Origin of the sequence: Campylobacter concisus (assembly GCF_003048775.2) — a bacterium.
Taxonomy (GTDB): Bacteria; Campylobacterota; Campylobacteria; order Campylobacterales; family Campylobacteraceae; genus Campylobacter_A; species Campylobacter_A concisus_I.
This window is the reverse complement of record NZ_CP049272.1, coordinates 182375-204117: the sequence shown is the minus strand read 5'-3', so window position 1 is coordinate 204117 and position 21743 is coordinate 182375. Positions and strand designations below refer to the sequence as shown.

Genomic DNA, 21743 nt, shown 5'->3' with positions numbered 1-21743 from the left:
TTAAAAAGCACTATATTTAGGCTTTTGTTCTTTAAGTTGCAACCAAGTTGCAATTTGCTAAACTTCCGCAATATTTTTTCAAACAAAGGAGAGATGGTGAGAAAGATTTTTGTTTTTTTAGCAGTTTGCGCTTTGTCACTTTTTGCAAAGCCAGTTGTTACGACTAGTATATTGCCTACAAAATTTTTTGTTGAGCAGATCGCTGGTGATACACTAAGCGTAAATACAATGGTTGGCAAAGGTGCTGATCCGCACACTTATGAGCCAAAGCCAAAACAGATGAAGGAGCTTGAAAAGAGCGAGCTTTACTTTGCTATTGGCATTGAGTTTGAAGATACTTGGCTAGAGCGTTTTTCAAAATCTTTTAAAAATTTACATATTGTAAAAACACAAGAAGGCATCGAAAAGATCGCTATGAGCGATGAACATGAGCATCATGAACATCATGAACATCACGAGCACAAGCACGAGGGCGAGCATAAACATGAGCATCACGAGCATCATGACCATGGCCACGAAGCTGGCGAACATCATCACCATCATCATGATGGCCTTGATCCGCACATTTGGCTTGATCCAGTTTTAGTAAAAACTCAAGCTGATAATATTGCTAAGGCATTAATAGAGAAATTCCCACAAAATGCAAAGCTCTATGAGGAAAATTTAGCTAAATTTAAAGCTAGTCTTGACGAGCTTGATAGCTTTATCAAAAATACTCTAAAAGATGTTAAAACTCGCGAATTTATCGTATATCACCCATCTTGGGGATATTTTGCAAAACGCTATAACTTAGAGCAAATCGCTATCGAGATAGAGGGCAAAGAGCCAAAGCCAGCTGAGCTAAAAGAGCTCATAGAAGAAGCTAAAGAGCACGGCGTAAAGGTCATTTTCGTGGCTCCGCAGTTTCCAACAAAGGCTGCGAATTTAGTAGCAAAAGAGACTGGCTCAAAGGTCATAAGCATTGATCAGCTCCCAGAAAATTGGCTAGATGAGATGAAAAAAACAGCAGAAATTTTTGCTAAGAGTCTATAAAAAATGTTAGCACGCCTGATTGTCATTTGCTTCTTTGCTATAAATGCCTTCGGGTGTGCTCTTTGCTCGCTTTATAGCCCGACCGCTCACGTGAGCGTAAAATTTGACTCAAACGAAAACAATATCACTACAATTGCTTTTTCATGGACATTTTCACAAAATTTCTCAGAGCTTATGAGGCAAAATTTTGACCTAAATCAGGATGAAAAGATAGATGAAAGTGAGATCAAAAAGATCCGCTTAAATTTACTTGATTATCTTGTGCCAAGGCACTATTTAACGAATATTGAGTACTTTTACAAAGATGAAAATGCTACAAAGCTTGAGCTAAATTTAAAAAAGTATAAACTCTATTTTGATGAGGGCAGATTAAAATTTGATGTTAGTTTTAAGACAAATTTGCTTATCAAAGATGGCTTTGTGGTGTCTGTCGAAATGGACGATAAAGAGGGATATTTTAATTTTAAATTTACACAAAATAACGCATTTTTGGTATCAGATCAGTTTTGGACGATACCAAATCCAAATGCAAATTTAATATTTTTTACATTTTCAAGTAAAGCTGTAGCCAAAGCTCATAACGAAAAACCTGCATTAAAAGAGCTTCTAAAAGAGCCAAACTCAGTAAATTTTGAAGATGAAAATTTAAGCCAGATCGATAAGATCGATGAAGCTAAGTTTGATCTTGTTTCAAAAACAAGTCTAAGCATGCTTGATAGATTAAAGCAAATTCTAAGAAATTTTGATCAAAAAAGTCCGCTTACTCTACTATTTTTAGCGCTCATATCATTTGGTTATGGCTTTTTGCACGCTGCATCTGCTGGACATGGCAAGGTGCTTACAAGCTCTTATTTTGCCGCAACTGGTGGAAGCTACGCCAAAGCCTTTTTCTTCTCTTTAAAGATCGGATTTTTACATGTTGTGGGTGCGTTTATTTTTGTGCTTGCTAGTTTTATGATATTACGTGAGATCAGTAGCGATCTGACAAAAGATACGGCAAGCGTTACGACAGCATTTTCTGGCGTTATTATCTTTTTTGTAGCGATTTTTATGCTTTATAAAAAGGTTAAAATTTATCTTTCAAGCAAAAAAGAGTTAAATAAATTTTATATTTTTAGCTCAAGTTTAAGCCAAAATTTGAGTAAAAATACAAAATTTACTAGCGACTGTGGCTGTAATATCTGTACCACAAAAAAACCAAAAAGCAAAGAAGAATGGCTGATTGCAGCCGCTGCAGCACTTATTCCTTGTCCTGGCACGATACTTGTCTTTGTGCTAGCAAATGAGCTAGGTAGCTACTTTGCAGGCGTTATAAGTGGCCTATTTATGGCGCTTGGCATGAGCGCAGTGATATTTTTAGCGGCTGTTTTTGGAGCCAAGATAAATGAGAGCACAAACATTAAGTTAAAAAAGTTTAAAATCTATGCCGAATTTATGGCTCTTAGCGTTATGCTTTGGCTTGGACTTTTTATTTTTACTACGACATTTACGCAAAAGAGTCTGTTTTGAAAGAAATTATAAAAATTAAAAATTTAAACTTTAGCTACGATAAACAAGTGGTTTTAGAAGGTATCAATTTAGATTATAGTAGCGATGAGTTTTTGGCTATCATTGGCCCAAATGGTGGTGGTAAAAGCACACTTTTAAAGCTTATCTTAGGACTACTTAAGCCTCAAAGTGGCGAGATAAAACTCTTTGGAAAAGAGCCAAGCGAAGTCAGTAAATTTATAGGTTATGTGCCTCAAAATTTTCTCTCAAATCAAAGCTTTCCAATGATGGTTTTAGAAGTAGTTTTAATGGGGCTAATCGATAAAAAAATTTTTGGTTTTTATTCGCGAGATGAGAAACAAATGGCTCTTGCCGCCCTTGAGAAAGTTGGCATGAAAGAATTTGCAAGTGCTAGAATTGGTGAGCTAAGCGGTGGCCAAAGACAGCGTGTATATATCGCAAGAGCGCTTTGTGCAAATGCAAAAGTTCTCGTTTTAGACGAGCCAACAGCCAGTATCGATACAAAGGGCCAGGCTGAAATTTATGAAATTTTAAAAAGTATAAATGCAAGCGGTGTTGGCATAGTTTTGGTAAGTCACGATCTAAATATCGTGCTAAATTATGCTACAAAAATCGCCTATGTGAGTAAAAATTTACATATTCATAAAACTCATGAAGATACTGCAAAAAGAGAATTTATAGAGCATTTAGCAAAATCTCATAGCCATTTTTGTGACGTTGAGATCGCACTTGGCGAATGTGAGTGCAAAATCAAAAGTAATGTTTTTAAGCTAAAGAGATAAAATGAGTGAAATTTTAGAGTTAAGTTTTATGCAAAATGCCTTTATTGCTGGCATTTTAGTTAGTATCATTTGTGGGCTCATAGGCTCACTCGTTGTTATAAATAAAATGACTTTTATCGCTGGCGGCATTGCGCATGGAGCATATGGCGGCATAGGACTTGCCTTTTTCTTCTCGCTCGAACCACTTCTTGGAGCTAGCATATTCTCACTCTTTTTAGCTCTCGTAATCGCCACTATCACGCTAAAAGATAAAACCAACATCGACTCAGTTATCGGCGCTATTTGGGCATTTGGCATGGCTATTGGCATCATTTTTATCGATTTAACTCCGGGATACAATGCAGATCTTATGAGTTATCTTTTTGGCTCTATCTTAGCAGTGAGTGGGCAAGATATAACATTTATGAGTATTTTAGATATCTTATTTTTGGCGCTCATTGCCCTTTTTTATCGTCAATTTGTAGCTATTAGCTTTGATGCAGAGTTTGCAAAGTTGCGCGGCGTAAATACAACATTTTTTCACTATTTATTAGTATGTATGATGGCACTTTGTGTGGTGGCTACGATTCGTGTTGTGGGGCTGATTTTAGTCATCGCTCTTCTTACTATACCCCCATATTTAGCACAAATTTTTGCTAAAAGACTGGGGCTGATGATGCTAATCTCCACTATCTTTTCAGTCGTTTTTTGCTTTAGTGGTCTATTTATTAGCTTTTATTTTAACCTAACAGGCGGAGCTAGCATAATCTTAGTTGCTTCACTTTGCTTTTTTGCATTTTGTTTTAAATTTAAAAGCTTACGCCAGTAGCCCTTCTTAACTGATGAAGCGTCCAAAAGACGAAGCAAATGGCTGTAAGATAGACACTAAAAAATAGAGCTAGCCATATAAATTTTATCTCAAGACCAAAATAGAAAACTACTGCGTAAAAAAGTGATCCTTGAAGTACAAATTGCCTAAATCCATTTAGCAAAAAGATGGCCACTGGGCGTTTTATGGCCTGAAGAGTGCTGCCTGAGACATTTATCGTGCCATAAGCTACGTAAGCAAGAGAATTTATACCAAGATAAAGCCCTGCTATTTCCAAAACTGCCGGCGTATCATCAAAAATTCTTATCATATCTTCACCAAAAAATCTAATAAAAACGCAAGCAAATGCACAATAAATAAGTAAAAAAAGAAGCGAAATTTTATAGCATTGTTTAGCTCTTTTAAAATTTTTAGCGCCATAGTTTCTTGAAACGATACTTAAAACTGCTGCAGCCATACCAATGGTCGGTAATACCAAAATTTGCTCTATCCTTAAGGCTATACCATATCCTGCTACGGCATTTACGCCATAGTAGCTTATAAATTTTAAAAGCACAAGTGAGCCAAGTGACATCGATAGATAGTTTAAGCAAGCTGGTAGAGCTTGTTTTGTAATCTTTGCCCAAATACTAAAATTTGGCACAAAATAGCTTAAATTTCTTGGCTCGATCATCTTAGCCTTTTTAACTTTTACAAAAAGGTAGATCATACCCAAAAGCTGAACACTAGCTGTTGCTAGAGCAAGTCCTTTTACGCCAAGATCCAAAATGAATGCAAAAAAGTAGCAAAAAAATGCATTGATAAAAAGGCCATAAAATAGCCAATTGCGGTAACTTTTTGTATCTCCAAGCGCTACAAGCACTCCGTTTAGAGATTTGATAATCAAGAAAAATGGTGCAGCAAGAAAGATAACACCCGCGTAATCAAGTGCCTCTTTTAAATAGTGATGATCAGCTCCTAAAAAAGTGAGTAAATTTGGTGCTAAAAAATAGCCACAAAACCCCATAAAAATAGCAAATACTAATACAAAGATAATTCCATTTGCCGCATAAAATTTAGCCATTTTTACTTTTCCTGCTCCAAGACTATTGCCTATTAGCGCAGTTAGTGCTGAGCCAAAACCAAGCCCAATGCCTACAATACTTAGATAAAGCAAAAAGCTCATAGCCATACCAGCTACGGCAAGGGTAGAAATTTTTGCTGCAAAAAATGTGCCAGTAACGTTATAAAGAGTATTAAACATCATTGCGGTGCCAGCTGGAAGCGAGAGCGAGATGATGAGCTTATTTAACGGGTCTTTTAGTAAATCCATGGCTTGATTTTACGTTTTTTATCTTTAAAATTTGTAAAGGATAAAATCAATTAAATTTAATAAAAAGCCATTACCCATTAGCATAATTATGATTGATATCTTTTGGCAACGCATTAAATCTTAGAAAGCTTATTTTTATGTATATAAATTATTTGTGTAAAAAATTTGTATTTCTATCAGTCTTTGTTGTATTAAAAATTTAGTAAGCCAAAAATTATAAAAAGCAAGGAAAAACCTTGCTAAAAATTTTATTTATATTTTATGCCCATGCCGCCAAATTTAAGCGTATTAGCTGTCTTATTGTCGCTACTTTCGATTAGAGCTTTAACATCTACTAGTCCTGGCAATCCCCAAACTTGTTCACAAAGACCACCTGTTTTTATAGTAATGCCTATTTCACCACTAGTGTTATTTCCAGGACGTACCTCTAAACACTCATCATTTTTTGCTTTTACTGGTATTTTTACATTTGACATTTTTTTGACAGCTTCTTTAATATCCGAATTACTAGCAAATTCGCCTTGTGAAGTGTAGTAAGAACCCAAATCAGCAATAAGTGTTTGTATATTTGTAGCAGTTTTTGCTATCTCTGCATCATCCCTTGTTGCAGCTAGTTTTGGTATAGCAACCGCGGCTAATATACCCAATATAACGATCACGAAGATCAACTCAATCATCGTAAAGCCTTTTTTCATGACTTCTCCTCCCTGAAATATAAATATTTTCTAAATCGAGCGAATTGTATCATAAATTTCAAAAAAACAATAAAATAATGTACTATATAAAAAATCAAAAATTTGCCGATATAAAAAAGAAAATTAAAAATTAGGGGCGTTATGAAGGGCGTTATACTTTGTCTATTTATCATCACGATTTCATTTTGCAAATATGAATCCTACAAACCTCTCACAGTAGTAAAATATAATGAAGAAAAGGCTTTGCTTGGCAAAAAACTCTTTTTTGACAAAAGACTAAGCCCAAATGAAAACTACTCTTGCCAAACTTGTCACAACTTGTACTGGAATTTAAGCGGAAGCAACCAAGATAGCATGGAAAAAGGCACTTTAAATCCTCCAACCATATTAAATGCTGCAGCAAACTATCTATTTTATAGCGATGCAAAGATTAGCAATTTAAAAGATCAAGTAAAAGAGTCCATAACTTCTAGAATAGAACTAAACTCAGATAACGATAAGATAGTGGATTCTGTAAATAACATCTCTGAGTACAAAATTTTATTTAAAAAAATTTATAATGACGGCATTAATTTTGATAATATTGCAGATGCAATAGCTGAGTTTGAAAAGGCTGTCTTAAGTGTTGATTCGCCATTTGATCGTTTTATATCAGGTGATAACAATGCCATAGATGATAGTGCAAAGAAAGGATTTAAGATATTTAATAATATAGGCTGTGCCGCTTGTCACAATGGCAGAAATTTGGGAGGAAATTTGACACAAGATATTGGCCGAGAAAAAATTTCTGCCTTAGATACAAGCAAAAGATTAAGAAGAGTGCCATCACTAAGAAATATTACAAAAACTGCTCCATATTTATCTCATGGAGAGATAAACGATCTAAAAGAGGCTATAAACTTTATTGGTAACTATCAGCTAGGATACGTTCTTAGCAAAGATGAAATTGATGCTTTATACTCATTTTTTCTAACATTAAATGGTAAAAAGCCTAGGATACTAAATGAGTACTAAACGAATAAAAACCATACTTAGCGTCTTAACAGCTATATTTTTCATTAGTGCACTTTTTATATATAAAGCAAATATAGCCATTGATACGGCTCATAAATTTGATGATGGAATTCTAAATCTAAAATTTATAGACAATGAGATAACTTTTTCTTTAAATAATATTTATGATATCTCAAACTACGACAAACTCAATGCTGACATAAATTCTTTTGATACAAATTTGAGCAACCTTTCAATGCTTAGCGATGAGATGATGTTGTTTCATCAAAATGAAATAAAAAAAGACCTACAAAACATAAGAGATGTATTTAGTAAAAAAGTATTTTTTTTACAAAGATCAGCTTATGTAAACTCATCTATAGATTCTTATATCCAAATAAGTCAATATGAAATACAAAATCTCGCACTTCCAAATAAGCTTGAGCCTATATTTTATGCGATAAAAGGTGCTTTGATGCTTAGTCCTGAAGTAATAGATGAAATTTCAAAGCAAATAAAAATGTATAAAAACGAGTATAAAGATAACCAAAAAGCTCAAAGCGTATTAGACAAGATACTTTATGCAGCTCAAGCTACAAAAACTTTACATACAATCTCAAATAGTGCAAAAGAACTACATCTTGATATTCTAATAGAAAATTTTAGAAACAAAGTTCTAGAAATTCACTCTGACGCAGTGGATAACACAAAAATAGCTCAGACAATTTGCTTGCTTGCATTTATAATATTTTGTGCATTTGGCCTATATCAAATTAAAATGACCTCAGAGCGCTTAAGGCAGATCAAACTTCTAAGTTCTACAATTGAAAATGATCATAGCTCTATTGTCTATTGCGACAAATACAATAGAATTTCATATGTAAATAAAACCTTTGAAGAAAAAACTGGTTACAAGCTAAAGGATGTAATCGGTAAAAATCCTAGAATACTAAAATCATATATGCACCCACAAAGCTTTTATGAATCCATAAAAGATGCTCTGCAAAAATCTCTACCTTGGGAGAGTGATGAGCTTATAAGCAGAACAAAAAGTGGTGATTTTTTATATGAAAAGGTAAAATTTTCACCATTTTTCTTTAAAAATAAATTTGAGGGCTATATAGCGGTAAAGCTTGATAGGACTAAAGAGACACTGATATTAAACGAGTTAACTCAAAAAAATGAACAAATAAAAATACAATCTTCAATCGATAAGCTAACAGGCTTTGGCAACTACTTTGCTTTAACTGAAATTTTAGACGCGCAAAAAGATGGAGTGCTCATTTGCTTAAGCATTAAAAATTTTAAAATTTTAAGATTCTTTTATCAAACCAAGATTATCGATGCAATGCTAAAAGCAGTAGCTGATACACTAAAGCTTTGTATAGATACTTCTGAGATAAAAGCAAAGCTATTTAGATTTCAAGATGACGCATTTTATATGTGGTATGAAGGCGATAATATCGTAAGAGATATTGAGTATATTAGAGAATATTTTGGTTCAAATAGAATAAATGTTGCTATTGATGAAAAATTTGAAAATTTACCAGGCATAAAGATGGTATTTGGTGTTTCATTGCCAAACGATACCCCACAAACTAACCGTCTAATGCAATCAGTCCTTGCAAATCAGCTCGCAATAGAAAATGGTAGCAATATTTACTACTATCTAGAAAATGACGCCATTGAGATGAAATATCACAAAAACCAGCTAGCAGTTCAGCTAATCGAAGATGCGTTAGAAAACGATAGAGTCATCGTAGAAGCACAAGGTATCTTTAACTTAGAAGAAAATGAGACTGAAGCAAAGTATTATGAAGTTTTGGTTCGTATAATCGACCAAAATGGGAAGATACACTATCCGGGCGAATTTTTAGATATTGCCATGAAAACGCAACTATATCCGCAAATAACCAAAAAGGTGATAAGTCTTGCGTTTGATCTAGCTAAAAGATATCCAGATTATATGTTCTCGATAAATTTATCAATTACCGATATCGCTGATGCTAGTATGAGAGAGCTTATAGAGAGCAAGCTAAACGAGTGCAAAGATCCTAATAAAATTTGCTTTGAAATGCTAGAGAGTGAAGAGCTTAGCGACTATGTTGCGGTAAATTCTTTCATAAAACGCGTCAAAGGCTATGGATGTAAAATTTCGATTGATGACTTTGGCTCAGGATACTCAAACTATTACCGAATTTTGGAGCTTGATATAGACACCATAAAGATAGATGGCTCAATAATCAAAAAGCTTCCATTTGACGAAAATGCTAGAGTTCTAGTAGAAACCATCGTAAGCTTTGCAAAAAAACAAGGCTACAAAATAGTAGCCGAGTTCGCAAGCTCAGAAGAAATTTTAAACCAAATCAAAAATTTTGGAATACCTTACGCACAAGGTTTCTTACTGGGCAAGCCTCGTAGAATGGAATAGTAGCTAAATTTCTATATCTATCCCAACTGGGCAGTGATCGCTGCCTGTGATCTCTGGCAAAATAAATGCGTCTTTTAGCCTATCTTTTAATCCTTGTGAGATGAAGAAATAATCAATCCTCCAGCCGACATTTTTTGCCCTTGCGTTAAAGCGGTAACTCCACCACGAGTAAGCGTCCGTAATATCGCCATTTATGGCTCTAAAAGTATCTATAAAGCCACTTTTTAGCACCTCATCTATCCACGCTCGCTCAATAGGCAAAAAGCCGGAAGTTTTGGCATTTGCTTTTGGATTTTTAAGGTCGATCTCACGGTGAGCGGTATTTACATCGCCACAAAATATCACCTCTTTGCCACTTTTTATAAGCTCTTTGCAGTAAGCTAGAAATTTCTCATAAAAATCCATTTTATAGGCTAGGCGCTCGTCATCCTTTTGGCCGTTTGGAAAATAGATATTAAAAAGCACGATATCATTAAATCTATGCTCCAAAACACGCCCCTCCGTGTCGTCAAAGAAGGCTGCCTTTTGTGTAGAAATGTCAAAATTTGCTAGGCTCATCACGCCAGAGTATCCGGCCCTCTCGCCTGAGTTTACACTGATATCTTTAAAGCCAAGGTTATAAATTTCCTTTGGCACGTCATCCTCTTTGACCTTGATCTCTTGAAGCGCTAAGAAATCAGGCTTTTGCTCCGTAAGCCATGCAAAACCATCTTTTGTTACAAGTGCTCTAAGGCCATTTACATTCCAGCTAATAAGTTTCAAATTTCATCCTTTTTTTAATTATAATTATGCCAAAAATCGCAAAAAAGGAAAATTATGAGAAACCGGCCAGAGTATAAATTTTTTAAAAATTTTGGCTACGCAAGAGAGGGTTTGGCTGAAATTTTTAAAAATGAAAAGAGCTTTCGAATAGAAATTTATATATTTTTGGTAACTACGATCTCGCTATTTTTTTGGAATTTTGACCTTGTTTTTAATCTATTTTTGATCTTTAGCATGGCATTTGTGCTAGTTTGCGAGTGCCTAAACTCTGGCTTAGAGCGAGTAACTGATCTTTCAAGCCCAGACTATCACGCCCTAGCAAAGGCGGCAAAGGACGCAGGAAGTGCAGCTGTGATGATCGCAAATTTCTTATGTGGCGCGCTTTGGTTCGTGGCAATAGGATATAAAATTTGGAGCTAGCATGAATGAAGAAATTTACAAGGCAATCATTGGCGAGAAAAAGGTAGAAATTATAAATTTGCTAGTTAAAAGCTGTGATGAAAATGGCTTTATTGTAGTAAAAATTTCAGAAATTTGTGAAAAGCTAGATGTCAGCAAACCAACCGTAATAAATACCTTTAAGCTACTTGAAGAGAAGAAAATTTTCGAGCGAGTGAAAAACGGAGTTTATAGATTTAAAAATTTATAGTGGTGAGCAAACGCCTGCCACATCTTTTTAACTGATACTCTCAGCAGTAATCATGCTAAATGTCAAGCGGTCAGTTATCACGACGACCCTAGACGGCTAGCACCATGAACGCCACCTACATTCTCGCCAGATGTATATAAATTTGGTATAGGCATAGCCGCCATTTGAGAGCTTGTGACTTGGGCTTTTGTATTGATATTTAGGCCACCCTTTGTATGATAAACTTTTGGTATGCTACACTCTGCGTAAAATGACGGATAGGATATAAAAGTAAAAAATAATATAAATTTTAGCTATAAATTTTCTAAAAAATATTCACTACGACTTATTTAAATTTATAATTTTGTTGATAAATTTTAGAGTATTTTAGATTTTAGCTTAAGAATAGAATTTAATTTAGAAGAACGGAGCAAAATTGCTCCATAAATTATTTAACACCAACTATAATTTGAGTTGCTTTGATAATTGCAGTTACTTTATCTCCTGCTTTTAAAGCTAGGCTGCTAACTGACTCTCTTGTGATGATAGCAGAAATTTTACTGCCATTTACATCGATAATAACTTCAGCATTTACAGCTCCGTCTTTTATCTCGCTAACAACACCTTTGATTTGGTTTGTAGCGCTAAGCTTGATGCTATCATCTTTTGAAACGATAACGCTTGAAGCTTTGAATAAAAAGATAGCTTTTTTGCCAACCTTAAGATCAAGACCTTTTTCACTATCAACCGTAACAGTTGCTTTTAGCACCTCACCGCCTGCAAGCTTAGCAGATATTAGCGAATTTACCGCACCTGTTCTTACCTCTGTGATCTCAACATTTAGTTGATTTCTTGCACTTATTGACATTTTGTCTCCTTGTTTTGAATTAAATTATGGTGAAATTGTAAGGTAGAATTATTAAGCAAAACTTAAAAGATATTTATACAAAATTATAATATCAAAAATAAAAATTTTATACTTTTAAATACCCTAAAAATCGTTATTTTAGAAATAAAATCTAAAAATTTAATTTATATTATTTTGAAAAAAATGAGAAAAAATATTACTAGCTACTACTTCTAAATATCTATTTTTGTAAAAATCTTGTAAATTTGACTTTAAAGTTTGGTAAATTTAAAAGTATTTTAAGGTAAAGAAATAAATTATAAAATTTGAAGTAAAAATTTGAAAGTTTAAATGCCAGCTTCTAGCATAGCTTCAGCTTGATAATGCGTAATAAGTGGCTCGATGATCTCGTCAAATAATCCCGCAGCCATAATCGCATCAAGGCGATAAAGTGTTAAATTTATACGGTGATCACTTATGCGGTTTTGCGGATAGTTGTATGTCCTTATCCTGCCAGAACGATCTCCGGTGCCAACTTGGCTCTTTCGCTCACTAGTCTCTTTTGCAAGTCTCTCTTGCTCTTGAAGCTCATAAAGTCTAGCCTTTAGCACCTTCATCGCAGCTTCTTTGTTTTTGTGCTGACTCTTACCATCTTGATTTGTGACAACAAGGCCTGTTGGTATATGCGTGATCCTAACGGCACTATCAGTTGTATTTACTGACTGACCGCCATGGCCCGAGCTTCTCATCACATCGACTCTTATATCATTTGGGTTGATCTCGATCTCGCTATCTTCGACCTCTGGCATGATAGCCACAGTCACAGCCGAAGTATGCACCCTGCCCTGACTCTCGGTCTCTGGCACACGCTGAACCCTATGCGTGCCACCTTCAAATTTTAGTCTTGAGTAAGCACCTTTGCCTTTTATAAGCACTATGATCTCTTTAAAGCCGCCAGTATTGCCTTCGCTTTGGCTAACGATCTCAAATTTATATCCACGAAGCTCTGCATATCTGATGTAAGCATTAAAAAGATCTCCAACAAATAGCGCGGCCTCATCTCCACCAGTACCTGCACGAATTTCTAAAAATATATTTTTATCATCGTTTGGATCTTTTGGAAGAAGTAAAATTTTGATCTCTTCTTCAAGCCTTTCTCTTGAAATTTCTAAATCTTTAAGTTCTTCTTTTGCTAGCTCTCCGAATTCAGAGTCCTCAAGTAGGGCTTTATTTTCGTCGATGTCTTTTAAAATTTCTAGATATTTTGTTGAGGCAGTTGCGACTGGTTCGATAGATGATTGCTCTTTTGAGAGCTTTGTCATCTTTTCGATATCGTTTGCTATATTTGGATCGCTAAGAAGCGCAGAAATTTCATTATAGCGATCCAAAAATGGATGAAGTTTATCAGCAAACATTAAAATTTATAGATTAAGCAGCTTTTAGAGTGTTTACTAATTGAGCAAGGCGACTAACGCGGCGAGCAGCAGTTTGTTTCTTCAAAAAGCCTCTACTTACGAAGCTATGGATGCTTTTGTTAGCAACTTTTAAAGCTTCATTTGCAGCATTTAGATCTTTAGCTTCTACAGCTACACGCACTGCTTTTGTGATGTTTTTAAGTCTAGTGCGGTAAAATCTGTTTCTCTCAGTTCTTTTTATAGTTTGTCTAGCTCTTTTTTCAGCAGATTTATGGTTTGCCATAATATACCTTTTTGAATAATTTTAGTCGGTGATTATATTAAAGATATAATAAATTTGACCTTAATTTAAGTCATCCTTAATGAAAGTAAAATTTTAGATTTTAAATTAGGTAAATTCTGATAAAATAGCACAATTTTATAATAAAAAGGATAAATTTATGAAACTATTTGGAACGGATGGAGTTCGTGGAAAAGCTGGCGAGAAGCTTTCAGCTCAAACATCTATGCGTCTTGCAATGGCGGCTGGAATTTATTTTAGAAAGACTTCAGCGACAAATGTGATTTTGGTTGGAAAAGATACAAGAAAAAGCGGCTATATGATAGAAACCGCCATCGTTGCAGGACTAACTGCAGTTGGCTACAACGTCCTTCAAATAGGCCCTATGCCAACACCTGCGATCGCATTTTTAACAGAAAATATGCGCTGTGACGCTGGTATCATGATAAGCGCATCGCACAACCCATACTACGATAACGGCATCAAATTTTTTGATAGCTTTGGCAACAAACTTGATGAAAAAATAGAAGCTGAAATAGAGAAAATTTTCTACGATGACGAGCTCATCGCGAATGCCCAAAAGACAATGACAGAAATAGGTGCAAACAAGAGGATCGACGATGTTATCGGCAGATATATCGTGCAAATCAAAAATTCATTCCCAAAAGAGCTAAATTTAAAGAATTTACGAGTAGTTTTAGACGTGGCAAACGGAGCTGCTTACAAGGTCGCACCAACTGTATTTAGCGAGCTTGGAGCCGATGTCATCGTTATAAACGACGAACCAAATGGTAGCAACATCAATCAAAACTGCGGTGCGCTCCACCCAGAAGATCTAGCAAGCGAGGTAAAAAGGCTTCGTGCTGACATTGGCTTTGCATTTGACGGCGATGCTGATAGGCTTGTAGTTGTCGATGAAAACGGCGAAGTTGTGCATGGCGATGCGATACTTGGCTCGTTGGCTGCATTTTTACACGAGCAAAAGGCGCTAAAAGGTGGAGCCATTGTGGCTACGGTGATGAGTAATGCCGCACTTGATGACTATCTAAAAGCTCATAAGATCAAACTACTTCGCTCAAACGTAGGCGATAAATACGTGCTTGAGATGATGAAAGAAAATGGCATAAATTTTGGCGGCGAGCAAAGCGGACACGTCATTTTTAACGACTACGCTAAGACTGGCGACGGTCTTGTTACTTCGATGCAAGTCGTTGCAATGATGCTTAAAAAAGGCAAAAAAGCTAGTGAAATTTTTGGAGAGCTAAAGCCATATCCGCAAATTTTACTAAATTTAAAGATCACAGAGAAAAAGCCACTTGATAAGATAGAGGGGCTAAAAGAGCTTGAGGCTAGCCTTGCAAAAGAGGGCATAAGGTCGCTCTTTAGATACTCTGGCACTGAGAATTTGATCAGACTTTTACTTGAAGGCAAAAATCAAACTTTAGTTGAAAAACGCATGGATGAAGTTGAAAAATTTTTCATAAAAGCCCTAAATGCGTAAAAATTTGGTTAAATTTTTCATCGCATTTTTTATCATTTTTATCGTTGATCAAGCGATAAAGATGATATTTATAGATGGTTTTTCGTGGGACGGAGAGTTTTTTTCGCTAGTTCTTACATATAATAAAGGCGTTGCATTTTCGATGTTTGCCTTTTTAGATGAGTGGCTGAAATTTATCCAGATTGCCCTTATTTTAGGCGTTTTTGCCTATCTAGTCGTTGAAAAAAAGTTGCTTTGCTCGCATGCCATTTGGCTTGGAGCTTTGCTAGGAGCTGGCAGCTCAAATATCACAGATAGATTTATCCATGGCGGTGTCGTGGATTACGTCTTTTGGCACAAGTGGTTTAACTTTGCGGTCTTTAACCTCGCCGACGTAACGATCGATCTTTGCGTGGTGATGATACTTTGGCAAAGTTTTAGAAAAAGGAGAGAGAGTGGGAAATAATATCTACGTCGCATACGCGCTTTGGCTACTTACTGGCTGGCTTGGAGCGCATAGAATTTACCTTGGTAAATTTATCACTGGCTTTTTGATGATGGGACTATTTTTTGTTGGCTACTCTACGTTTTATTTCATTATAGGCATACCATTCTTAGCTATCTGGGGCATTTGGTGGCTTATCGATGCATTTTTAGTTGGTGCTTATGTCGAGAAAAATTTACAAAAAGTCGAACTAAAAGAGAGACTAAAACTAAAAGACAAAGAAGATGACTTAAAAAGGCTTTACGAGCTTTTTGAGAGTGGTGCGATCAGCAAGGCTGAATTTGAAGCTAGAAAAGAGATACTTTTTAGATAAGGAGACGTTATGGCAGAATATTATCTTTACTTAAAATACCTCCACTATTTGTTTTTCATCTCGTGGATGGCAGTGCTGTTTTATCAGCCAAGGCTCTACGTTTATCACGTAGAAAATATGGACAAACCAGACTTTGTAAAAGTGGTCGAAGTGATGGAGTATAAGATGTATCACTACATCGGCTGGGTCGCGCTCATCGGCTCATTTGTCACTGGTATTTTGATACTTATTGCAATGCCTGATCTTATAAAAACTGGTCACATCCATGTTAAAATTTTAGTTGTCATCTTAATGGCTATCTATCACCTAGACCTTGGACGCTACATGAAGCAGCTCAAAGAAAAACGCTGTAACAAAAGTGGCATCTTCTTTAGAGCTTACAACGAAGTGCCAACTATCGCGATGCTCATCATCATCTGGGTCATGATAGTAAATCCATTTTAAGGGAATTTGATGAAGAAATTTTTAGCATTTATCGCTTTACCAGCACTCTTGCTTGCAGCGACTCAGTACTTTGAGCCGGTGCAGATAAAATTTGACAACAGACTATATTCACTAGCATATTCAGCCAAACCTGTGCCAAATTTGTTCACGCAGGAGTATTTGCTACCTGGCGAAAAGCTAGATAGTTTTAGCTACATGCTCTCGCTAAATACGCTTAAATTTGACGCTACGCCAGAGCAAGCAGTCGAGCAAAAGATAAATGATCTAAAAGAACTAAAAGCAAAAGGGCTAAAAGTGGCTTACAAAAAAGGCTCACTCGCAAATGAAATTTATCTTGATATCACAATATTTTCAAACCTAAATGGCGTGCCAACAGCCGAGCACTCGATATATCGCTACGCCAAACAAGGCGGAAATTTAGTCCTTTTTACCATCCAAAGGCGTGCTTATAAAAAAGAGGGCATTCAAAGATTTGCTACAAATTTCACGATTGAATCGCAAGATTTTAGCAAAAAAGCCCTAGCCACCCCTTTTCCACAAATCATCAATAGATAGAAAAATTTGAGTGTAAATTTAGCCTTTGCGCTCAAATTTTAAAACTAGACTTAATAAATTTATCTAAAAATAAAACGAATAGTTATATGATAGGAAAAACTCAAAAAGGATAGCCTATGATACATAAAATTCTTATCGCAAATCGTGGTGAGATCGCAGTTAGGATAGTCAGAGCTTGTAGGGATTTACACATTCAAAGCGTAGGGATTTACACAGCGCCAGATAGCGAGTGCTTACATGTGAGGATCGCTGATGAGGCCTATCAAGTGGGCGAAGATCCGATCAAAGGCTATCTTGACGCCAAAGCGATCGTAAAGCTTGCTAAAGAGTGCGGGGCTGACGCGATACACCCAGGATACGGCTTTTTAAGCGAAAACTACGAATTTGCAAAGGCGGTCGAGGACGCTGGGCTTATCTTTATCGGTCCAAAGGCTGAAGTGATAAGAAAAATGGGTGATAAAAATATCGCAAGATACCTAATGAAGAGAAACGGCATACCAATCGTTCCAGGCACAGAAAAGCTAAATGACGAGAGCATGGACGCCATAAAAGAGCACGCTAGACGTATCGGCTACCCAGTCATCTTAAAAGCAAGTGGAGGCGGAGGCGGACGTGGCATCAGAGAGGTTTGGCAAGAAGAAGATATGCAAGATGCCTTTGAGTCGTGCACCAGAGAAGCAAAGACCTACTTTAACAACGATGAAGTCTTTATGGAGAAGCTTGTCGTAAATCCTCGTCACATCGAGTTTCAAATTTTAGGCGACAACTACGGCAACATCATCCACCTTTGCGAGCGTGATTGCTCTATCCAAAGGCGCCACCAAAAGATCATCGAGATCGCACCTTGCCCATCAATTAGCGAAAATTTAAGAAAGATAATGGGCGTAACCGCGGTGGCTGCTGCAAAGGCTGTGGGCTACTCAAACGTAGGAACGATCGAGTTTTTGCTAGATGACTACAATAACTTTTACTTCATGGAGATGAACACCCGTATCCAAGTGGAGCATGGCATCACTGAAGAGATCACCGGCCACGACTTAGTCGTTAGGCAAATAAGGATTGCAGCTGGCGAGATTTTAGAGATCGAGCAAAGCGACATCAAACCACGCGGCTACGCGATAGAGGCTAGGATCACGGCTGAAAATGTCTGGGAGAATTTCATCCCAGCACCAGGCACTATCGAGGGCTACTATCCAGCACTTGGTCCATCTGTGCGCGTCGATAGCCACGTCTATAAAGACTACACCATACCGCCATTTTATGACTCTTTGATCGCAAAACTGATCGTAAAGGCGACCGACTACGATCTAGCGGTAAATAAGCTTGAAAGAGCACTTGAAGAATTTACCATTGAGGGTGTGCGAACGATCATCCCATTTTTGCTAACGATCAGCAAAAGTAAGGAGTTTAGACGAGGATTTTTCGATACTAGCTACGTTGAGAAAAACTTAAAAACCATCCTTGAAAACACCTATGATGATATGAACAAAGAGCCAAACGACGATCTAGAAGAGGTCATCGTAGAGGCGATAAAAAGATATAAAAAGAAGAGATAAATTTATCTCATTGCAGCTTTGGCGATAAATTTCGCCAAAGCTAAATTTTCGCGCGAACTGCGCACATCTTGGCTCCGTCATTTGCACGGCGTAGAGCCTGCCACCGCTTACTAACATGATCTGATCTGCACTAAGGCTAAATTTCTCAAACTCTATCTCTTTTAATAGCAAGCCATCTTTAGCGCTTATCAAAACTGGCTTATTTTTACGGTTTGCGAGCAAAATTTGGCCATCAACTAAAGCAAAATGCTCCATGTCACTGGTTTTAAACTTAAATATCACTTCGCCACTTTTTGCATCCACGGCATAGAGATCTCCGCCCTTGCCAGCTGTGCCAAAGTAAAATACTCCCCTCATGCAGGCAAACTGGCGTGTAGAGATATGCGCCAAGCTTTAGCCGCCAGATGGTTTTGCCTATTCTTGTACTATGTCTTTAGGCGGCACACTCTCATTTAAATTTTTTATCTTTTGCTCCACTTTTGAATGCTGCGCCGCTTAAAATTTCTTTACACTCCACTATAAGTGGCGAGCTCATTCGTACGCAAAGCCCTCAAGTTCGTATGTTTTAGCGTCGTTATAAATCTCTTTTATGGGCTACGCGGCTTTACAAAGCCAATTTACCTCATCATTAATCCTTTATAACATCTCACAGTTAGTGATTGCTAGTTTTCTTAGTTATCTCTGCCAGCTTCTTAAATTTATGAAGATTGTGGTCTAAATTTGGCGACAAATGGGTCAAATTTAAAAGCGCACCGAGTTAAATTTGATAAAATTTGCCAAAATTTAGCAGATTAAAGGACTGATATGTTTTTAAAGTTAAACCAGATAGCTCAAAAGTTAGATCAAATTTTCTTGCCACTAGAGCAAGAGGGTATGACTGGCATGAGACTCTTGCTTCAAAATGATGTTAAAGCTACCACACAAGCACTTAAAAACTCACAAGAAGCTCTTGGCGTAAATTTCCCAGCTAAATTTACAAAGCTTTTAAGCAAATTTGACCTTGGAAATTTTGAAATTTGCAATGTCAAATTTGGCTCCAGAGGCGACTATGCAAGCGAGATAGTACGACTAAATATCGTAGATGAGTACGGCGGCAAATGGTGGAGTGGCGAGGCTCGCCCTTTAAATTTGATAGCTTTTGCCGTGGGTGATCCGTGGATATTTTTGCTTGATTGCACAAGTGGCGCGGTCTATGCATGGCTCTTTGGAGATGAGGAGCTTTGCGGTAGATGCATCGCAAGCGACTTTGAGAAATTTTTCATAGCGCTTGCCAGCACCTATATAGCAAGACTAAATGATGAAGCCATGCCAAAGGCCGAAGAAATACTTAAATTCGTTCAAACAGATAGCACTCGTACTAATAGAGCCTTTGACTTTTGGCAGGAGTTACTTCAAATTTAATAAATTTTATTCACAAAAATTTATCTACATAAAATCAAATCAAAACCAATAAAATCACTTTTTATAAATTTAGTTTCGATATGTAACGCTCATCGCCTAAAATAAAAATATAAAAATAAATTTAAATAAAAATTTTTTCTAGGAGAGTTAATATTCAACTACGAAAATTTGACGAATAGGAGCCAAAATGAGCGAGTACATCGAAAAAACGATGGAGTGGATAAAAAAGACCAATCCGGGTCAAGGCGTCTTTGTCCAGGCTGCGACCGAGGTTTTAAACAGCCTCGAGCCGCTTATAAAAAGAGAGAGCAAGTACCAAAAACACGCGATCCTAGAGCGCATAGTTATCCCCGAGCGCACGGTGATCTTTCGCGTCACGTACACGGGCGACGACGGCAGACCGCAGGTAAATAACGGCTACCGCGTGCAGTTTAACTCAGCCGTCGGTCCATACAAGGGCGGTCTAAGGCTCCACCCTAGCGTGGATCTTGGCGTGCTAAAATTTCTAGGATTTGAGCAAATTTTTAAAAACTCACTCACGGGCGTAAATATCGGAGGCGCAAAAGGCGGCAGCACCTTTGATCCAAAAGGCAAGAGCGAGGGCGAGATAATGCGCTTTTGCCAAGCGTTTATGAGCGAGCTTTACCGCCACATCGGCAACACCGTGGACGTGCCCGCAGGCGACATCGGCGTTGGCGCGCGCGAGATCGGATATATGTTTGGGCAGTATAAAAAACTCACGGGCAGGTTTGACGGCATACTAACGGGCAAGGGGCTAAACTGGGGTGGCAGCCTAGCGCGCACGGAGGCGACCGGATACGGGTTAGTGTATTTTACGCAAAATATGCTGCAAAAAGCGGGCCTTAGCCTCGAGGGCAAAAAATGCAGCATAAGCGGTAGCGGAAACGTCGCCATCTACACGGTAGAAAAGCTCTATCAAGTAGGCGCGCTGCCTATCACAGTCTCTGATTCAAACGGATACGTTTACGACGCAGAGGGCATCGATCTAGCGGTGCTTAAAGAGTTAAAAGAGGTCAAGCGCGCTCGCCTTAGCGAATACACCAAATTTAGACCAAATGCAAAATACGTAAGCGTGAGCGAATACAAAGAGGGCAGAAATGGCGTCTGGGACGTGCCATGCGACGGAGCCTTCCCGTGTGCGACACAAAACGAGCTTCACCTAGCTGACATAAAAGTGCTTTACGCAAATGGCTGCCGCTTCGTAGCTGAGGGCGCAAACATGCCAAGCACGCTTGATGCGATAAATTTTATGCTTGCGCAAAAAGACTTTCACTTTGCTCCAGCAAAAGCGGCAAACGCTGGTGGCGTGGGCACAAGTGGCCTTGAGATGATGCAAAACGCCGGCATGACTTCGTGGAGCTTCGAGGAGGTCGATCGCAGACTTCATGGCATCATGAACCACATCTTTGAACTAAGCTACGAGACAAGTAAAGAGTTTGGCAATGAGGGCAATTTGGTGCTTGGCTCAAATATCGCTGGCTTTAGAAAAGTGGCTGACGCGATGATAGATCAAGGATATGTGTAGGCTGATTTGCTCTGTAAATTTTACGTCCAAGCTAAATTTGGACGTAAATCAATATAAGGCTGGCTGGGGTTTTAGCTAAAATAGAATTTGCCTTTTGCACGGCAAATTTTACTAGCAAGCTATCAAATTTATGCTGCTTTGAAGCATTTTATGCGGCGTTCGTTTTTTGCTGGCGTGGCGGATGTGGAATTTAAAACTTGACTAAATTTCACTAAAGTGGCGAGCAGACCACTTTTTTAGAGCTTTTAATAGAAATTTTGTCAAAAGAGCTGATACGGCGGCAAATGGTGGAGCGGCAAGGTTTGAGCAGTAAAATTGAAAGTTTTTGCCGTGGAGCATCCTGTAGGTATTTTGCTCTATTACACGAGTGGTGCGGTCTATGCGTGACTACTTGGTAATAAGAAGCTTTGTAGCAGGTGTGTCGCAAACGAGAAATTTTCATAGCGCTT

General features: G+C 37.5%; 24 protein-coding genes. 16 read left to right on the top strand and 8 right to left on the bottom strand.

The features are described 5' to 3' along the window. Window positions 1–96 precede the first annotated feature (96 nt). The 4 genes from CVT17_RS00930 to CVT17_RS00915 are packed head-to-tail and all read left to right on the top strand — an operon-like array spanning window position 97 to window position 4131. The gene (locus CVT17_RS00930) at window positions 97–1032 is read left to right on the top strand and encodes a metal ABC transporter solute-binding protein, Zn/Mn family (protein WP_087586741.1); all 936 of its coding nucleotides are present in this window, start codon (window positions 97–99) and stop codon (window positions 1030–1032) included. Between the two features lie 3 nt (window positions 1033–1035). After that, a complete protein-coding gene (locus CVT17_RS00925) occupies window positions 1036–2541 on the top strand; it encodes a nickel/cobalt transporter (RefSeq protein ID WP_107769856.1) in 1506 nt (501 codons plus the stop codon). Further along, window positions 2538–3323 (top strand): metal ABC transporter ATP-binding protein, encoded by a 786-nt coding sequence (locus tag CVT17_RS00920; protein ID WP_107769857.1) that lies wholly within the window; start codon window positions 2538–2540, stop codon window positions 3321–3323. Before CVT17_RS00925 ends, CVT17_RS00920 begins: the two co-directional genes overlap by 4 nt. Before the next feature lies 1 nt (window position 3324). After that, window positions 3325–4131 (top strand): metal ABC transporter permease, encoded by an 807-nt coding sequence (locus tag CVT17_RS00915; RefSeq protein WP_107769858.1) that lies wholly within the window; start codon window positions 3325–3327, stop codon window positions 4129–4131. On the opposite strand, the gene CVT17_RS00910 is transcribed toward CVT17_RS00915, so the two are convergent. Both CVT17_RS00910 and CVT17_RS00905 read right to left on the bottom strand, forming a co-directional pair. Continuing rightward, window positions 4112–5443, bottom strand: coding sequence for an MATE family efflux transporter (locus CVT17_RS00910; RefSeq protein WP_107858412.1), 1332 nt, complete (start codon window positions 5441–5443; stop codon window positions 4112–4114). The genes CVT17_RS00915 and CVT17_RS00910 overlap by 20 nt on opposite strands. Window positions 5444–5691: 248 nt before the next feature. Further along, complete coding sequence (locus tag CVT17_RS00905) at window positions 5692–6138, bottom strand: type II secretion system protein (protein ID WP_054195989.1); 447 nt, start codon at window positions 6136–6138, stop codon at window positions 5692–5694. 141 nt (window positions 6139–6279) lie between these two features. Between CVT17_RS00905 and CVT17_RS00900 the strand changes: the two genes are divergently transcribed. Beyond that, on the top strand, window positions 6280–7152 hold the full coding sequence (locus CVT17_RS00900; RefSeq protein WP_107858411.1) for a cytochrome-c peroxidase: 873 nt from the start codon (window positions 6280–6282) through the stop codon (window positions 7150–7152). Beyond that, complete coding sequence (locus tag CVT17_RS00895; RefSeq protein WP_107858410.1) at window positions 7142–9562, top strand: bifunctional diguanylate cyclase/phosphodiesterase; 2421 nt, start codon at window positions 7142–7144, stop codon at window positions 9560–9562. The genes CVT17_RS00900 and CVT17_RS00895 overlap by 11 nt, the downstream gene beginning before the upstream one ends. A gap of 3 nt (window positions 9563–9565) precedes the next feature. Here CVT17_RS00895 and CVT17_RS00890 read toward each other — a convergent pair whose 3' ends face one another. After that, on the bottom strand, window positions 9566–10324 hold the full coding sequence (locus CVT17_RS00890) for an exodeoxyribonuclease III (RefSeq protein WP_107858409.1): 759 nt from the start codon (window positions 10322–10324) through the stop codon (window positions 9566–9568). Window positions 10325–10378: 54 nt separating this feature from the next. On the opposite strand from CVT17_RS00890, the gene CVT17_RS00885 reads away from it, so the two are divergent. After that, a complete protein-coding gene (locus tag CVT17_RS00885) occupies window positions 10379–10744 on the top strand; it encodes a diacylglycerol kinase (protein WP_107858408.1) in 366 nt (121 codons plus the stop codon). Window position 10745: 1 nt separating this feature from the next. Beyond that, window positions 10746–10973, top strand: a complete 228-nt coding sequence (locus CVT17_RS00880; RefSeq protein WP_072594035.1) for a replication/maintenance protein RepL — start codon at window positions 10746–10748, stop codon at window positions 10971–10973. A gap of 77 nt (window positions 10974–11050) precedes the next feature. Here the strand turns inward: CVT17_RS00880 and CVT17_RS09295 are convergent, their stop codons facing one another. The 4 genes from CVT17_RS09295 to rpsT form a co-directional block, all read right to left on the bottom strand. After that, window positions 11051–11170, bottom strand: coding sequence for a hypothetical protein (locus CVT17_RS09295; protein WP_230853320.1), 120 nt, complete (start codon window positions 11168–11170; stop codon window positions 11051–11053). 230 nt (window positions 11171–11400) lie between these two features. Further along, complete coding sequence (locus tag CVT17_RS00870) at window positions 11401–11820, bottom strand: TOBE domain-containing protein (RefSeq protein ID WP_054195983.1); 420 nt, start codon at window positions 11818–11820, stop codon at window positions 11401–11403. A gap of 326 nt (window positions 11821–12146) precedes the next feature. Beyond that, the gene (gene prfA / locus CVT17_RS00865) at window positions 12147–13214 is read right to left on the bottom strand and encodes a peptide chain release factor 1 (protein ID WP_107858407.1); all 1068 of its coding nucleotides are present in this window, start codon (window positions 13212–13214) and stop codon (window positions 12147–12149) included. Between the two features lie 13 nt (window positions 13215–13227). Continuing rightward, entirely contained in the window at window positions 13228–13497 is a 270-nt protein-coding gene (rpsT, locus tag CVT17_RS00860) for a 30S ribosomal protein S20 (protein ID WP_004317319.1), read from the bottom strand. Window positions 13498–13654: 157 nt separating this feature from the next. Between rpsT and glmM the strand changes: the two genes are divergently transcribed. The 6 genes from glmM (at window position 13655) to CVT17_RS00830 (ending at window position 18347) form a co-directional block, all read left to right on the top strand. Next, window positions 13655–14995, top strand: a complete 1341-nt coding sequence (gene glmM / locus CVT17_RS00855; RefSeq protein ID WP_087585081.1) for a phosphoglucosamine mutase — start codon at window positions 13655–13657, stop codon at window positions 14993–14995. Next, window positions 14988–15440 carry a signal peptidase II gene (lspA, locus tag CVT17_RS00850; RefSeq protein WP_107769866.1) on the top strand — a complete coding sequence of 151 codons (453 nt, stop codon included), beginning with the start codon at window positions 14988–14990 and terminating at the stop codon, window positions 15438–15440. Before glmM ends, lspA begins: the two co-directional genes overlap by 8 nt. Continuing rightward, complete coding sequence (locus CVT17_RS00845; RefSeq protein WP_012000991.1) at window positions 15430–15792, top strand: NINE protein; 363 nt, start codon at window positions 15430–15432, stop codon at window positions 15790–15792. Before lspA ends, CVT17_RS00845 begins: the two co-directional genes overlap by 11 nt. Before the next feature lie 9 nt (window positions 15793–15801). Next, window positions 15802–16236, top strand: coding sequence for a CopD family protein (locus CVT17_RS00840; RefSeq protein WP_004317437.1), 435 nt, complete (start codon window positions 15802–15804; stop codon window positions 16234–16236). A 9-nt stretch (window positions 16237–16245) separates the two neighbouring features. Next, window positions 16246–16791 carry a hypothetical protein gene (locus CVT17_RS00835; protein WP_107858406.1) on the top strand — a complete coding sequence of 182 codons (546 nt, stop codon included), beginning with the start codon at window positions 16246–16248 and terminating at the stop codon, window positions 16789–16791. Window positions 16792–16907: 116 nt separating this feature from the next. After that, a complete protein-coding gene (locus tag CVT17_RS00830) occupies window positions 16908–18347 on the top strand; it encodes an acetyl-CoA carboxylase subunit A (protein WP_054195976.1) in 1440 nt (479 codons plus the stop codon). Here the strand turns inward: CVT17_RS00830 and CVT17_RS09290 are convergent. Then, window positions 18297–18737 carry a PQQ-like beta-propeller repeat protein gene (locus CVT17_RS09290; RefSeq protein WP_230853300.1) on the bottom strand — a complete coding sequence of 147 codons (441 nt, stop codon included), beginning with the start codon at window positions 18735–18737 and terminating at the stop codon, window positions 18297–18299. The two genes, CVT17_RS00830 and CVT17_RS09290, sit on opposite strands and share 51 nt — an antisense overlap. A 414-nt stretch (window positions 18738–19151) precedes the next feature. Here CVT17_RS09290 and CVT17_RS00820 point away from each other — a divergent pair, with 414 nt between their 5' ends. Together CVT17_RS00820 and gdhA are read left to right on the top strand one after the other, a co-directional pair. Then, window positions 19152–19748 (top strand): SMI1/KNR4 family protein, encoded by a 597-nt coding sequence (locus CVT17_RS00820; RefSeq protein WP_107775739.1) that lies wholly within the window; start codon window positions 19152–19154, stop codon window positions 19746–19748. A gap of 187 nt (window positions 19749–19935) precedes the next feature. Further along, a complete protein-coding gene (gene gdhA, locus CVT17_RS00815; protein WP_107858405.1) occupies window positions 19936–21294 on the top strand; it encodes an NADP-specific glutamate dehydrogenase in 1359 nt (452 codons plus the stop codon). Window positions 21295–21743 lie beyond the last annotated feature (449 nt).